Below are 12,834 nucleotides of genomic sequence, written 5' to 3'. Positions count from 1 at the left end.
GCCACGGTGGCCGCCCGCCGCTCCAGCGTCGCGCGCTGGTTCACATAGCCCTTGTCGGTGATCTCGCCGGCGTCGATGGACGGCGGTTCGGTCAGGATGGCCACGCGGGCGATGCGCCGCGAGCCGCCGCCAGCCGCGGCGTTGAAGGCCCCGATCCGCTCGCGCAGGATCGCGGTCAGCTTCTCCAGCGGCGTGCCCGGCCCCGGATCGGCGACCAAGGCCGTCAGCCCGGCCGGCGAGGGCCAGACCATGGCGGCGGCGAACGGCTTGTCCTGGCCGGCGATCACCGCGTCGTGGATGTAGGGGCTGCAAGCCGCCACCAGGTCGGGGCGCAGCACCCCGACGCTGACCCAGGTGCCGCTGTCCAGCTTGAAGTCCTCGGTCACCCGGCCGTCGAACACCAGGCCCTTGGACGGGTCGTCCGGATCCACGAACCGCGCCGCGTCGCCCAGCTTGTAGAAGCCTTCCTCGTCGAAGGCCGCCGCGGTCATTTCCGAATCCTTGTGATAGCCCGAGGCCACCGTCGGCCCCTTGACCCGCACCTCGTACTTGGCGCCGGCCGGGGCCAGCTTCAGGGCGATGCCGGGCAGCGGCAGCCCCACCAGTCCGACTCGCTCCGTGATCCAATGGGTCAGGGTGATGCCCTGGGTCTCGGTCGCGCCGTACATGGTGGCCAGCGGCACCCGATGGCCGGTCTCGGCCACGGCCAGGGCCTGAATGCGCCTGTAGACGTCGTCCGACAGCGTCGCCCCGCCATAGGCCATGTAGCGCAGGTTCTTGAAGAACGAGGCGCGCAGCACCGGATCGGCCTCCATGGCTCCGGCCAGCATCGAAAAGGCGATCGGCGCCGAGCCGAAGACGATGGGCGAGACCTCGTACAGGTTCTTGATCGTGGTCTCGAACAGGCCCGGCAACGGCTTGCCCTCGTCGATCCACAGGGTGCCGCCACCCCAGATCACCGCGTTGAAGCCGATGTTGCCGGCCGAGATATGGCTCCAGGGCATCCATTCCAGGCTGTTGGGGATCTCGTCGGAAGGCTCGTCGGTGCGCAGGCCCTCCTGGCCGGCGATCACCCCCGCCATCATGGCGTGGGTCTGGGGCACGCCCTTGGGCATGCCGGTCGAGCCGGAGGTGAACAGGTACTTGGCCACGGTGGCCGGCGTCAGGGTCTCGCGCTTGGCCACGACGTCGCGAGGCGCGGTGGCGGCGACGGTGTCGAAGGCGACGGCGCCCTGGCCGGTTCCGTCGGCGGTGACCAGCAGCAGGTCGGGCTTGAGGGTCCGCAGCGTGGCGACGGCCTTGTCGAACATCGCGCCGGACTGGGCGAACACCACCTTGGGCGCGACCTTGTCGAAGCAGTGCTTGAGCTTGCCGTGATCGGTGGACATCAGGCTGTAGGCCGGGCTGACCGGGGCGGCCGGAACACCGGCCCCGTAGGCGCCCAGCGTCATCAGGGCGTGCTCGATCGAATTGCCCGACAGGATCATCACGCTGTCGTCGGCGCTCAGGCCCTGGTCCAGCAGCCACTGGCTGATCCCCTCGACCGCCCGCTGGGCCTGGCCGTAGGTGACGCCGCGCCAGGGGCCGTGGCCGGGCTCGCGCTGCTTGAGATAGGGCCGGTCGGGATGGGCGGCGGCCTTCTCGGCCAGCAGGTGGCTGATCGTGCGCGGCCCCTCGCCGGGCGCGTGGTTGGACGTGATGACGATGCTGCCGTCGGGCCGCCGGTCGACGCTGATGTCGGCGCCCTTCATCGGCAGAGGCTTGAAGGGCGCGGTGCTGGGGTCCCGCGCGGCCGTCAGGGCTTCGGCGCCGTCCATGATCGCTCTCTCCCGGTCGGTTATCGTTGTTTACCGGAGAGGTTACGCCGCCTGACGTGGGCGTAAAGCGTGACGGGACGTCAAGCTGCGGCGGTTCCCTTTGTGGGAGCAGGACCCATGAGGCTGAATCAGGAATGTGTGGTCCTGTTTTCACAGGGCCACACATCCACGACGCTAACCCTTATTTTCCGCGTTTTTCGTCCTGAGAAAGGACTGAAGCGGCCAGCCGCAACTGCTCAGCGCGGGTGGCGGGTTTCCCAGCCAGAACCTTCGCTGCCAGACTGCTAACGGGGGGAGAGCTCTGCTTACGGGCCATAACGACCTCCCTGCTACGTTAGACACAGTTCATAGATTGAGCTAATACGCAGCCGTGGAGGCCGTGAAACTGGCCCCACGGACTGCGACGGAACCCCCTCGCGGGGGCTACGGTATTGTCGAAGTGATCTGCCAGGTCACCTTGCACTCCTTCGTCAGCGGTTCTGTGCAGCGTGCGTGGCCCTCAGAAAGCGAACACGCTGCACACTCGAAATTTATGGGACGGCCATGTCGCGATCTTGTGCGCCGTGGCCGTCTTTCATCACACCTTCAGCTTTTCAGCCTCCGCTTCCGCTAGCTTCTTCTTCAGCGAAACCAGGCCGGGACGAGGCTCGAGACCGACATGATCACGAAGCAGGTACCGCACCAAATCAGCCAGGTAGCGCGCGATATCTCGGGCGTTCGGTCCTAGTTGGAGTCGCCCCGCCTCATCATCCCAAACGCCGTACGGAAGTCGGACGGTGTCGGGAGTAATGTAAGCCTCGATTCCCGGAAATGCGGCGCTACGTTCGTCCTGGCTCATTAAGTATACTCGCCAAAGCGTATTGTCGTAGCTGAAGTCTACAAGACCATCCGCAAGAGCTTGGATAATAGCATCACGCTTTGCGTGCGCCACCTCTCTATCCCGAGCTTCTTCTCCATTGTGAAATGACCGCACAAGAAACGCCATAGCCTTAACGGCCGTAGGCTGGGCTAGAAGCGTGAACTTGTCGCGGTCAGGCACCGACCAATGAGGTTGTTTGGCGAGCGCCGCCCAGAAAGCGTCGGCGTAGTCCTCCGAGCCGATCACGTCGAGTGGAGTAATCCCTGACTGATTGAAGGCCCCCCGGAAAAGAATTGCGCAGGTATTTACGAGATCATCGCGATAGATGGCTGCGTCATCGAGCTTGGATCCAGATTTCTTGTGGCCCGCATCGATAACCCGCAAGCCATGTACGTTGCCACCAGGCGCAAGGCGATCGGTAACGTACTTGCTGACCGGGTTCGCCGCGTCGAAAGCTAGTGCTTGAGCTGAGGACGGTTTTTTTCCCAGCACATTGAGATCATGAAAAAGTTGGCGCTCTTGTTCTGGATCAAGATCAAGATGCACGGTGACATCGATGGTGAAAGCCATTCCGAACTGCGTCAGGGCAGCCGTCCACACTTCCATTTCTTCCGAAGTGACTTCCTGGGTTTCTCCAATCCAGAGCCCCTTCTTCGGATATTTGGCGTTCGTAAGAACAGTGTTCAGCCAATCGTGGACAAGCTCACCAGCACGGAGGCGGTGTTGCCCATCAACCACAAACAACTTCTGGAGCTTATGAAGGTGAAGGATGACACCCGCAGCGGTGTCCTCAAACTCTAACCCCCCTTCTTGGATATTCCGAATATTGGCCGTGAACGGCTGAAGCGCCTGGTAGGGGCCTTCGCCAAGTTCGTTCAGAATATCAGCCAGGCAGTCGGGAACGTGCTTCCCCTCCTCCAGCCACTTCGCCTTCACGCCTGCGAGCAGACCACGCAAAATGTAAAGCGCAAGCTTCTTGGCATGGTCGGGAAGCAACTGACGCTGTGCGATCGACTCCGGCCCTTCACCCATAGCGATCATGCGAGCTTCATTCGCCACAAGCGCCACTTCCCGGAACGTGCCCATCGGCATCGTGATGTTGAGCGTACTGTTGCCCATGTTGAAACCAGACAGCACGGGAAGATCCACCGTACCCCGCCCGCCCGTTTTCCGAAGCTGATCAAGCCCGTAACGCTTTCCCTCGGCCATTTTCAGCTCCCTTTGAGACAGGCAGACTTCCGCCTGGCGTATAAATACGCACTTAAACGGCCAAAAGTAAACGGCCTGGCCGATAAATTTCTCTGCCAGGCAGAGAAATTTATCGGCTTCGACCAGCCCAATCCGACTAAACCTGACAATGGGAACGTCAAACGAAGAAGGGGCCGCACGGCTTTCGCCGGTGCGACCCCTCATCCGTCAGCTTCGCTGACACCTTCTCCCGCAAGGGGAGAAGGAAGTTACTCCGCCGCGACCTTGGCGCCGTAGCCCAGCACGGCCTTGGTCTCGAGGAACTCGCCGAACGCGTGGTCGCCCCATTCGCGGCCGTTGCCGCTCATCTTGTAGCCGCCGAACGGGGCCATCAGGTCGGGGCCGGCGCCGTTGAGGATCACCTGGCCGGCCCGCAGCTTGGACGCCACGGCGCGGACTTCGGACTCGTTGTTGCCCGAGACATAGGCGGCCAGGCCGTATTCGGTGTCGTTGCCGATCGCCACGGCCTGGTCGACGCCGTCATAGCCGAGGATGGCCAGAACCGGGCCGAAGATCTCTTCCTTGGCGATGGTCATGGTCGGCGTGACGTTGGCGAAGACCGTGGGCTTCACATAATAGCCGGTCTCCAGGCCTTCCGGCTTGCCGGGGCCGCCCGAGACCAGGGTCGCGCCCTCGTCGACGCCCTTCTGGATCAGGCCCTGGATCTTGTTCCACTGCACTTCCGACACGACGGGACCCAGCTTGGAGTTGCCGTTCGGGTCGCCCACGGTGTGGGCCTCGGCCGCGGCCTTGGCGATGGCGATCACCTCGTCCATGCGCTTTTGCGGCACCAGCATCCGGGTCGGGGCGTTGCACGACTGGCCCGAATTCATCATCACCGAGGCCACGCCGCCGCCGACCGCCTTCTGGTAGTCGGCGTCGTCGAGGATGATGTTGGGGCTTTTGCCGCCCAGTTCCTGGTGCACGCGCTTGACGGTCGGGGCGGCGTTCTTGGCCACCTCGATGCCGGCCCGGGTCGAGCCGGTGAACGACACCATGTCGACTTCCGGATGAGAGCTCAGGGCCGCGCCCACGGTCGGGCCGTCGCCGTTGACCAGGTTGAACACGCCGGCCGGCACGCCGGCGGCGGCCAGGATCTCGGTCCAGATCCAGGCCGAGAACGGGGCCACTTCCGAGGGCTTGAGCACCATGGTGCAGCCGACGGCCAGGGCGGGCGCGACCTTGCAGGCGATCTGGTTGACCGGCCAGTTCCACGGGGTGATGAAGGCGCAGACGCCGATCGGCTCCTTGACCAGGCGGGTCGTGCCGCGATCTTCCTCGAACTTGTAGTCCTTCAGCACCTGCAGGGCGGTCTGGACGTGGGCGACGCCCATCGCCGCCTGGGCGCGCTGGGCCAGCCACGACGGGGCGCCCATCTCCTCGGTGATGGCCTTGGCCATGTCCTCGAAGCGCTTCTGGTACTCGGCGATGATCCGCTCGAGCAGGTCGATGCGCTCCTCGCGGCTGGTCTGGGAGTAGCTGGGGAAGGCCTTGCGGGCCGCGCGGACCGCCAGGTCCACGTCTTCGGCCGTGCCCAGGGTCACCCGGCCGGCGACGGCCTCGGTGGCCGGATTGATCACGTCCACCGTCTTGGAGCCCCCATTGGCGCCTTGGGGCTGGACCCACTGACCGTCGATGTAGAACTTCAGGTAGTCGCGCATGCCGTGCTCCTCCGGTTGGGGGTCGTTCACGTCCGGCGGGACGTCGGCCCTCGTTCAAACATCCATTTTAATGATCGTTGATCACTGGGGAAGGCCTGATCGCAGGAGTCCCATCGAGTTTCCACAAAGTCGCCAAAGACGCTCATCGGGAAACTCAACTATCAAGCGATGCAGCTAGTCGGCGAGGACAATGCCAGCAACGGACTGCCTGAATGCCACTTCAGATTTATCCAAATTGGCTTCCAAACTGCGTAGAGAGTTCCATTCGGCGAGCATGCCGTCCTTCAAGTGGGCGGCTACACGCAGCGCATTATCCACAAACTGTGCGCGGTGCTCGTTTACAGCCGTAGTGCGCATAAAAACGATGGGGCTTGGCCACCGTTCAACTGAGAGCTTTAGCAAATGCCCAAGTGGAAATGCAGTAGAGGGGTCATATGCAGCAACCGCATTGGCCATCTCGGTTGGACTGGCGCGTTTCACCGCCTGTCGCATTCTATCAATATCATTTAGCGCCATATCCACTGTGTCAGTAATAGCGTTCACTAAATCCGCTGCCGCGAGCCGACGTCGGTGCTGTTCGGCTTCAATTGTGATTTGGGCGACATAGACCGCGATCAACAGAGCACCAATCGTACCGCCGGCCTGAGCCCAAGCTGCGGCTTCGGCTCCAAACAAGCCGCTTTCGCTATTCAAGGCAGCGCCGATGACCGTGATAGCGGTGACGACTGCCACGACACCGCCCGAGCAAACAACTAGCGTTTTCCTTTTCATGTGTTCAGCTTCGCATGTGCTCGGTGGTTGTCTAGCAACTCGACTTAGGACACCTCACCACATCGGGTCGCATTGCGCCCCGTTCAACGCCTCGGCGATGCGTCGGCGCGTGCTGGGCGTGGTGTCGTCCGGCAAGGCGTCGGGCGCGAACCAGCCGACCTGGTGAATCTCGCCCTGGGCGCTGGCGGCGCAGGGCTCCCAGGCGTGGACCCGGTAGACCAGCACATGATCGCCCGGGTGGCGCGGCTCGTTGCTGTGCACCGAGACCAGGGTCGGACGGCCCAGCACCCGCACGCCGGCCTCCTCCTGCATCTCGTGGGCCAGGGCCTGTTCGGCCGTCTCGCGCCGCTCGACCCCGCCCCCGGGCAGATACCAGCCGTGGACATAGGTGTGCTGGACCAGCAGCACGCGACCCTCGCCGTCGGTGATCACGCCGCGCACGCCCAAAGTCAGGCCGCGCTTGAAGCGGAACCAGGCATAGACCAGGGGACGGGTGAAGGGTTCGACACGGCGACGCCAGAGCATGGGAAAAGCTTAGGGCGAGCACCCCCGCCCGTCATCCTCGCACTTGTTCAGAGGACACCAACCGGATGCGCATTGAGCGACGCTGCTGCTATAGGTTAGCAACCCATCATCGGAAGGTCAGCATGGACGAGTCAGAGCGAGCTCAGAAGGTTCATGAACTGCTGTTTGCAGCTGAAACAGCAGAAATGGCTGATCGCCTTCGGTATCAAGTTCAGTTTGCGGACAGCGCATTAAAGTCGCTGATGTTAATGAATGGTGGGGCTATCGTTGGCCTTTTTACGTTCATTGGAAATACAGCCGGGAAACACGCCGCCATTACGTTGAAGGGTGCTCCACTTTGGTGGGCATTTGGCTCATTCGTGCTCGGTATGGTCCTCGCGATGCTAAGCAACATCGGCGCATTCCTCTCTCAAGATTTTTTTGCAAATGCCACTGGGCGCGAACGGGAGGAAACGCTCATACGTTTGCGTGGCGATAACCGTGTGTGGAAGCCTCCGACGGTGTTCATGCGTGCGGGGATTGCGGCTCAGTTTGGCGGCATAGCGGCAGCCATTCTGTCGCTATGCGTGTTTGCGTTTGGGTGCTGGTGCGCCCTAAGCGCCGTTATTGCCCGCTAGCCAATTGCCTTAGAGCATCATTTAAATGACCTAGTGGGAAATCTTCGCGCCCTTGCGGACCACGCCCGCCCCCGCTAAAGCCCGCATCACCTTTCAGTCTGACAACGGACCCGCGCCCATGATCGCGATCGGCATCATCGCCATCTTCCTGGTGGTCATCCTGGCCCTCAACAAGTTCGAGTTCGGCCGTTTCGACTAAGATCATGGACAAGCGCGGCTCGGCCCTGGTCACCGGCGCCGGCCGCCGGATCGGCCGCGCCCTGGCCCTGGAGGCCGCGCGGGCCGGGTTCGACGTCGCCGTCCACTACCGCACGGCTCGCCCCGGCGCGAAGGACGACGCCCAGGCCGTCGCCGACGAGATCGCCGCCCTGGGCCGCCGCGCCGTCATCCTCGACGCCGAGCTGACGGACGAGGACCAGACCGCCGCCCTGGTCGGCCGCGCCGCCCAGGCGCTGGGTCCGGTCACCCTGCTGGTCAACAGCGCCTCGACCTTCGAGGACGACCGTCTGGCCACCGCGACCCGTCAAAGCTGGGACGCCCATCTGGACGCCAATCTCCGCGCGCCCGTCGTGCTGGCCCAGGCCGTCGCCGCCGCCCTGCCGGCCGATACGCAAGGCCAGATCGTCAACATCGTCGACCAGCGCGTGCTGCGGCCCAATCCGCAGTTCTTCAGCTACAGCCTGTCCAAGGCCGGCCTGTGGTGGGCGACCCAGACCATGGCCCAGGACCTGGCGCCGCGCATCCGGGTCAACGCCATCGGCCCCGGCCCCACCCTGGCCTCGGTGCACCAGGCTCCCGGCGAGTTCGAGCGCGAGGCGGCCGGAACCCCGCTGGAACGGACCGTTTCGCTGGACGACCTGACGGCCGCCCTGCGCTACCTCATTGACGCCACGGCGGTCACGGGCCAGATGATCGCGGTCGACGCGGGTCAGCATCTGGGCTGGCGCACGCCGGACATCATCGGTTCCTGAGAGTCTCGCATTGGCCGCTCAACCCCTGAAAACCCCGAACGACGCCCCCCAGCCGAACGCGGCCCGGGTGATCGTGACCAAGGTGTTCGTGCGCGGCCTGAAGGTCGACGCCTGGATCGGGGTCTATGACCACGAGCACGGCCGCCAGCAGCCCCTGGTCATCGATGTCGAGCTGGACGTCGCCGCCAGCCACTGCGAGGACCTGGGCGACACGGTCAATTACGAGACCATCCTGCAGGCCGCCCAAGCCATCGCCGCCGAGGGCCATATCGACCTGGTCGAGACCTTCGCCGAGCGGCTGGCCCAGGCCAGCTTCGCCGACGGCCGCGTGACCCGCGCCCGGGTGCGGGTCGAAAAGCCCCTGGCCCTGGCCCCCCACGCCGCCGCGGCCGGGGTGGAAATCACCGCCGTCCGGGGGTGAGCCCCAAATCATGAGCCGCGTCTCTCACAGCGCCCGCCTTTCCCCCTTCCAGCCCGAAACGGTCTGGACGCTGGAAGGCGCGGAGCTGATCGAGCGTCGCGGCCCGCGCGAGCGGCGCTTCCCGATCTCGGCCTTGACCGTCTTCCGGTTGGCCAAGCCGCGCGACGGCGGCCATCGCCGGGTGCTGACCCTGGCCTTCGGCCGGCGCAAGACGATCCTGACCGCCCAGAGCTATCTGGGTCCCGGCCGGTTCGACGACCGGCTGGCGAGCTTTTCGCTGTTCGCCCGCGCCGTGGCGGCGGTGGCGGCGGACCTGGCTCCTCGGGCTCGGTTCGAGGTCGCCGGCGTGATCGCCGCGCGCGAAGGCCTGACCTGGGTGATGGGCCTGCTGGGCTTCGGCACGGCGGTGATGCTGCTGCTGGCCCTCAGCCCCGGCATGACCGGCATGGCGATCGCCATCGCCGCCCGCATGGCCTTCGTCCTGATCCTGCTGGCCGCCGTCCTGCCCTGGCTGGGCCGAGGCCGGCGCCTGGACCCGCACGCCCTGCCCGAGGACCTGCTGCCGGAGGAGAAGAGCCCCACCTAACAGCACCTTCATTTGCGTTCGCCGCCGTCTTCGACGAGCATCGTTGCATGAACACCACCAACACCGACGATCCCGCCGTCCCGCCCCCCTTGCAGGACGACAAGACCCTGCCGCTGGTGATCTACGCCCTCTATCTGGCCGGGCTGGTCTCGGCGGGCATGACCGCCGTGGTCGGCGTGATCCTGGCCTATGTCAGCAAGGCCGCCGCGCCCGAATGGCTGCAGAGCCACTACGTCTTCCAGATCCGCACCTTCTGGCTGTCGCTGCTGTTCTCGGTGATCGGCTGCGTGCTGCTGCCGCTGGGCGTCGGGTTCGTGATCCTGCCCGCCGTCTGGGTATGGGTCGCGGTGCGATGCATCCTTGGCCTGTCCTGGCTGTTGAAGATCCAGCCCTATCCCACGCCCCGCAATTGGATGATCTGATGAGCGACGCCGCCCAAACCACGCCTGCCCCGCCTTCTGGCCGCGTCGAAGAGGACAAGGTCCTGCCGATCGTGGTCTACGCCCTGTATCTGCTGGGCTTCACCAACGGCCTGACCTTCCTGGCCGGGCTGATCGTCGCCTATGTCAATCGCGACACGGCCGGTCCGATCAACGCCAGCCACTACACCTTCGCCATCCGCACCTTCTGGCTGTCGATCGGCGGGTTCCTGGCGGGCCTGGCGCTGTTCCTGGTGGGCCTGGCCCTGGCGGTGCTGCTGATCGGCATTCCGCTGCTGATCGTCGGCGGAACGATCATGAGCGTGATCAGCGTGTTCTTCGTGGTCCGCACCATCCTGGGCCTGGTCTATCTGCTGAAGGGCGAGGCCTATCCCCGGCCGCAGGCCTGGCTGGTCTGACGCGCCGTTCGCACGGACGTTTCCAGGTGAGATCACACCCACTTGCCCCCACCTGACGGCTTCGCCGTCTGTCCGCCCCCATAGGGGGCGGAGCCTAAGGCGCGCGGCTCTTCCCCCTATGGGGGAAGACGACCGCGAAGCGGTCCGTAGGGGGCAAGCGTTAGCCGCCGAGACATAAAAAATCCCGGAGCGGCCAAGCCGCTCCGGGATCATTTCATTCAGCCAAGACGACGCCGTTTAAGCCGACACCAGCTCCCGGCGCACCAGGGCCGCGTACTCGTCCATCAGCGACAGCGACAGCGGGCCCGGCGTGAACCGGAACTCGCCGATCTCCGACACCGGGGTGACCTCGGCGGCGGTGCCGACGATGAAGCACTCGGTGAAGCCCGCCAGCTCCGACTTCTCGATGTGGCGCTCGACCACCTGGACGCCGCGCTGCTTGGCGATCTGGATCACCGTCTGACGGGTGATGCCGTTCAGGAAGCAGTCCGGGGTCGGGGTGTGCAGCACGCCGTCCTTGACGAAGAACACGTTGGCCCCGGTCGCCTCGGCGATATAGCCGCGATAATCGAGCATCATCGCGTCGGCATAGCCTTCCTTCTCGGCGGCGTGCTTGGAGATGGTGCAGATCATGTAGAGCCCGGCGGCCTTGGCGGCGGTCGGGATCGTATTGGGGGCCGGGCGGTCGTACTTGGCCCAGGTCAGGCGGATGCCCTTGGCCTTGGTCGCCGGATCGAAATAGCTGGGCCAGTCCCACACGGCGATGGCCACGTGGATCTTGGTCTGCTGCGCCGAAACGCCGATCATTTCGCTGCCGCGCCAGGCGATGGGCCGCACATAGCAGTCGCTCAGGCCGTTCTTGGCCGCGGTCGCCTTGCACGCCTCATCGATCTCGGCCACCGTGTAGGGGATCTTGAAATCGAGGATTTCGGCCGATTTGAACAGGCGCTCGGTATGCTCGGTCAGCTTGAAGATCTCGCCGCCGTACATCCGCTCGCCTTCGAACACCGACGAGGCGTAATGAAGGCCATGGGTCAATACGTGCACCTTCGCGTCCCGCCAGGCAACGAACTGGCCGTCCAGCCAGATCCAACCATCGCGATCGTCGAAGGGAACGAGAGACATCGGTCAAAGACCTCCTTATTTGGAACCCGGTTCTTAGACGCCCCGAGCCGCGGAAGGTCAAATAAAATGGACGCAAGCTGATGGCCGGGCCGCTTTCATCGGGACCCGTCGGGGGCTCCACCGATCCGCGCCTGATCCTCGGCGAAGAACAGCTGGACAGCGGATTGGAGCTGCTGCTGCTAGCCGAGGCGGGCCTGTGGGCGGCGGTCGACACGGCTCTGGAGGCCGAGGGGCCGGGCCTGGGCCGCTCGCACTGGCGCGCCGCCTTCCTGCTGCGCCGCCGGCCGGGCATCGGCGTGCAGGACCTTTCCAGACTGACCAGCCTGTCCAAACAGGCGGCCAGCAAGACCTTGTCGGACCTGCAGCGTCTGAACCTGGCCCAGAAGGCGGCTGGCGACCTGGACGCCCGCCGCCGGCCGGCCGAGCTGACCCCCGAGGGGATCGCCTTCGAGCACCGGGTGGCCGAGCGGCTGCGCACCCTGCTGGGCCGTGCCTACCGCACCGGCGGCCTGGACGGCGTGGCCGGCGCGCGCCGCATCCTGGCGGCCCTGGCCGGTCCGCGCCAAGGCGTCGGCCTCAATCGTCGGGAGGGGCTATGACCCCCGAAGAGCGCGCCGAACGCCACCTGCTGGTCGTCGACGACGACGACCGCATCCGCACCCTGCTCAAGGAATTCCTGACCCGCGCCGGCTTCCGGGTCAGCGCCGCGGCCGACGCCGCCCACGCCGACCGCCTGACGGGGGCGATGGACTTCGACCTGCTGGTTCTGGACGTGATGATGCCGGGCGAGGACGGTTTTTCGTTCACCCGGCGCGTGCGGGCCCGGGGCGGCGAGGCGGGCAAGACGCCGATCCTGATGCTGACCGCCCGCGACCAGACCAACGACCGGATCGAAGGCCTCACCCACGGCGCCGACGACTATCTGGCCAAGCCGTTCGAGCCGCGCGAACTGCTGTTGCGCATCGAGTCGATCCTGCGCCGCGCCGCGCCCAGGCCGTCCGGCCCGCGCACGCTGAGCCTGGGAATCTGCGCCTTCGAGCCCGAGCGCGGCGAATTGACCCGGGACGGCGAGCCGATCCGCCTGACCGAGGCCGAGGTCGCCCTGCTGCGTCGCCTGGCCAAGGTCGCCCACGCCCCGGTCGACCGCCTGGAGCTGGCCCGCGACACCGTCGACCCCACCGGCCGCGCCGTCGACGTCCAGGTCACCCGCCTGCGCCGCAAGATCGAACCCGATCCGAAGAATCCGCGCTATCTGCAGACGGTGCGCGGCGTCGGCTATCGGCTGGCGCCGGATTAATGATTGTTGCTGTGAAGACCCCCTCAGTCGGCTTCGCCGACAGCTCCCCCAAAGGGGGAGCATCCGCTCGGAACAGATCCTCCCCCTCTGGGGGAGGT

Annotated in this window: 15 protein-coding genes; 9 read left to right on the top strand and 6 right to left on the bottom strand. The window is 65.2% G+C overall.

What is annotated here, in order from left to right; translation table 11 throughout:
• From WAL33_RS12110 to WAL33_RS12090, 5 genes are all read right to left on the bottom strand, one after another.
• Nucleotides 1–1,817 (bottom strand): AMP-binding protein (locus tag WAL33_RS12110; RefSeq protein WP_422181751.1); only part of this gene is annotated, 1,817 nt, incomplete at its 3' end.
• Nucleotides 1,818–2,394: 577 nt separating this feature from the next.
• On the bottom strand, nt 2,395–4,089 hold the full coding sequence (locus WAL33_RS12105; protein ID WP_422181749.1) for a DNA sulfur modification protein DndB: 1,695 nt from the start codon (nt 4,087–4,089) through the stop codon (nt 2,395–2,397).
• A gap of 44 nt (nt 4,090–4,133) precedes the next feature.
• Nucleotides 4,134–5,585, bottom strand: coding sequence for an aldehyde dehydrogenase family protein (locus WAL33_RS12100; RefSeq protein ID WP_422181747.1), 1,452 nt, complete (start codon nt 5,583–5,585; stop codon nt 4,134–4,136).
• A 174-nt stretch (nt 5,586–5,759) separates the two neighbouring features.
• Complete coding sequence (locus WAL33_RS12095) at nt 5,760–6,356, bottom strand: hypothetical protein (RefSeq protein ID WP_422181745.1); 597 nt, start codon at nt 6,354–6,356, stop codon at nt 5,760–5,762.
• Between the two features lie 54 nt (nt 6,357–6,410).
• Nucleotides 6,411–6,881, bottom strand: coding sequence for an NUDIX domain-containing protein (locus WAL33_RS12090; protein ID WP_422181743.1), 471 nt, complete (start codon nt 6,879–6,881; stop codon nt 6,411–6,413).
• A 122-nt stretch (nt 6,882–7,003) separates the two neighbouring features.
• Between WAL33_RS12090 and WAL33_RS12085 the strand changes: the two genes are divergently transcribed.
• From WAL33_RS12085 to WAL33_RS12055, 7 genes are read left to right on the top strand one after another with little or no spacing between them, the layout of a single operon-like run.
• Nucleotides 7,004–7,498, top strand: a complete 495-nt coding sequence (locus WAL33_RS12085; RefSeq protein ID WP_422181741.1) for a hypothetical protein — start codon at nt 7,004–7,006, stop codon at nt 7,496–7,498.
• A gap of 52 nt (nt 7,499–7,550) precedes the next feature.
• The gene (locus WAL33_RS12080) at nt 7,551–7,697 is read left to right on the top strand and encodes a hypothetical protein (protein ID WP_422181739.1); all 147 of its coding nucleotides are present in this window, start codon (nt 7,551–7,553) and stop codon (nt 7,695–7,697) included.
• Between the two features lie 4 nt (nt 7,698–7,701).
• Complete coding sequence (locus tag WAL33_RS12075; RefSeq protein WP_422181737.1) at nt 7,702–8,469, top strand: SDR family oxidoreductase; 768 nt, start codon at nt 7,702–7,704, stop codon at nt 8,467–8,469.
• Nucleotides 8,470–8,479: 10 nt separating this feature from the next.
• On the top strand, nt 8,480–8,890 hold the full coding sequence (gene folB / locus WAL33_RS12070) for a dihydroneopterin aldolase (RefSeq protein WP_422181735.1): 411 nt from the start codon (nt 8,480–8,482) through the stop codon (nt 8,888–8,890).
• Nucleotides 8,891–8,900: 10 nt separating this feature from the next.
• Nucleotides 8,901–9,476, top strand: coding sequence for a hypothetical protein (locus WAL33_RS12065; protein WP_422181733.1), 576 nt, complete (start codon nt 8,901–8,903; stop codon nt 9,474–9,476).
• Between the two features lie 47 nt (nt 9,477–9,523).
• Nucleotides 9,524–9,898 carry a DUF4870 family protein gene (locus tag WAL33_RS12060; protein ID WP_422181731.1) on the top strand — a complete coding sequence of 125 codons (375 nt, stop codon included), beginning with the start codon at nt 9,524–9,526 and terminating at the stop codon, nt 9,896–9,898.
• Nucleotides 9,898–10,314: a DUF4870 family protein gene (locus WAL33_RS12055; protein ID WP_422181729.1), complete on the top strand. Its 417-nt coding sequence runs from the start codon at nt 9,898–9,900 to the stop codon at nt 10,312–10,314. The genes WAL33_RS12060 and WAL33_RS12055 overlap by 1 nt, the downstream gene beginning before the upstream one ends.
• 237 nt (nt 10,315–10,551) lie before the next feature.
• Here WAL33_RS12055 and WAL33_RS12050 read toward each other — a convergent pair whose 3' ends face one another.
• Nucleotides 10,552–11,439, bottom strand: coding sequence for a branched-chain amino acid aminotransferase (locus WAL33_RS12050; RefSeq protein WP_422181727.1), 888 nt, complete (start codon nt 11,437–11,439; stop codon nt 10,552–10,554).
• Nucleotides 11,440–11,519: 80 nt separating this feature from the next.
• Between WAL33_RS12050 and WAL33_RS12045 the strand changes: the two genes are divergently transcribed.
• Nucleotides 11,520–12,038: a MarR family winged helix-turn-helix transcriptional regulator gene (locus tag WAL33_RS12045; protein WP_422181725.1), complete on the top strand. Its 519-nt coding sequence runs from the start codon at nt 11,520–11,522 to the stop codon at nt 12,036–12,038.
• Complete coding sequence (locus WAL33_RS12040; RefSeq protein WP_422181723.1) at nt 12,035–12,736, top strand: response regulator; 702 nt, start codon at nt 12,035–12,037, stop codon at nt 12,734–12,736. Before WAL33_RS12045 ends, WAL33_RS12040 begins: the two co-directional genes overlap by 4 nt.
• Nucleotides 12,737–12,834 lie beyond the last annotated feature (98 nt).

It is taken from the genome of Caulobacter sp. (genome assembly GCF_049283275.1).
GTDB lineage: Bacteria > Pseudomonadota > Alphaproteobacteria > Caulobacterales > Caulobacteraceae > Caulobacter.
Note: the sequence above shows the minus strand (reverse complement) of the source record. Positions and strands in the feature narration are given on the sequence as shown.

What these genes read in the sequence shown, in the direction of transcription:
- WAL33_RS12105 (WP_422181749.1), bottom strand. Translation starts at nt 4,089, where the DNA reads ATGAGGGGTCGCACCGGCGAAAGCCGTGCGGCCCCTTCTTCGTTTGAC.
- WAL33_RS12100 (WP_422181747.1), bottom strand. Translation starts at nt 5,585, where the DNA reads ATGCGCGACTACCTGAAGTTCTACATCGACGGTCAGTGGGTCCAGCCC.
- WAL33_RS12095 (WP_422181745.1), bottom strand. Translation starts at nt 6,356, where the DNA reads ATGAAAAGGAAAACGCTAGTTGTTTGCTCGGGCGGTGTCGTGGCAGTC.
- WAL33_RS12090 (WP_422181743.1), bottom strand. Translation starts at nt 6,881, where the DNA reads ATGCTCTGGCGTCGCCGTGTCGAACCCTTCACCCGTCCCCTGGTCTAT.
- WAL33_RS12085 (WP_422181741.1), top strand. Translation starts at nt 7,004, where the DNA reads ATGGACGAGTCAGAGCGAGCTCAGAAGGTTCATGAACTGCTGTTTGCA.
- WAL33_RS12075 (WP_422181737.1), top strand. Translation starts at nt 7,702, where the DNA reads ATGGACAAGCGCGGCTCGGCCCTGGTCACCGGCGCCGGCCGCCGGATC.
- WAL33_RS12065 (WP_422181733.1), top strand. Translation starts at nt 8,901, where the DNA reads ATGAGCCGCGTCTCTCACAGCGCCCGCCTTTCCCCCTTCCAGCCCGAA.
- WAL33_RS12060 (WP_422181731.1), top strand. Translation starts at nt 9,524, where the DNA reads ATGAACACCACCAACACCGACGATCCCGCCGTCCCGCCCCCCTTGCAG.
- WAL33_RS12055 (WP_422181729.1), top strand. Translation starts at nt 9,898, where the DNA reads ATGAGCGACGCCGCCCAAACCACGCCTGCCCCGCCTTCTGGCCGCGTC.
- WAL33_RS12050 (WP_422181727.1), bottom strand. Translation starts at nt 11,439, where the DNA reads ATGTCTCTCGTTCCCTTCGACGATCGCGATGGTTGGATCTGGCTGGAC.
- WAL33_RS12045 (WP_422181725.1), top strand. Translation starts at nt 11,520, where the DNA reads ATGGCCGGGCCGCTTTCATCGGGACCCGTCGGGGGCTCCACCGATCCG.
- WAL33_RS12040 (WP_422181723.1), top strand. Translation starts at nt 12,035, where the DNA reads ATGACCCCCGAAGAGCGCGCCGAACGCCACCTGCTGGTCGTCGACGAC.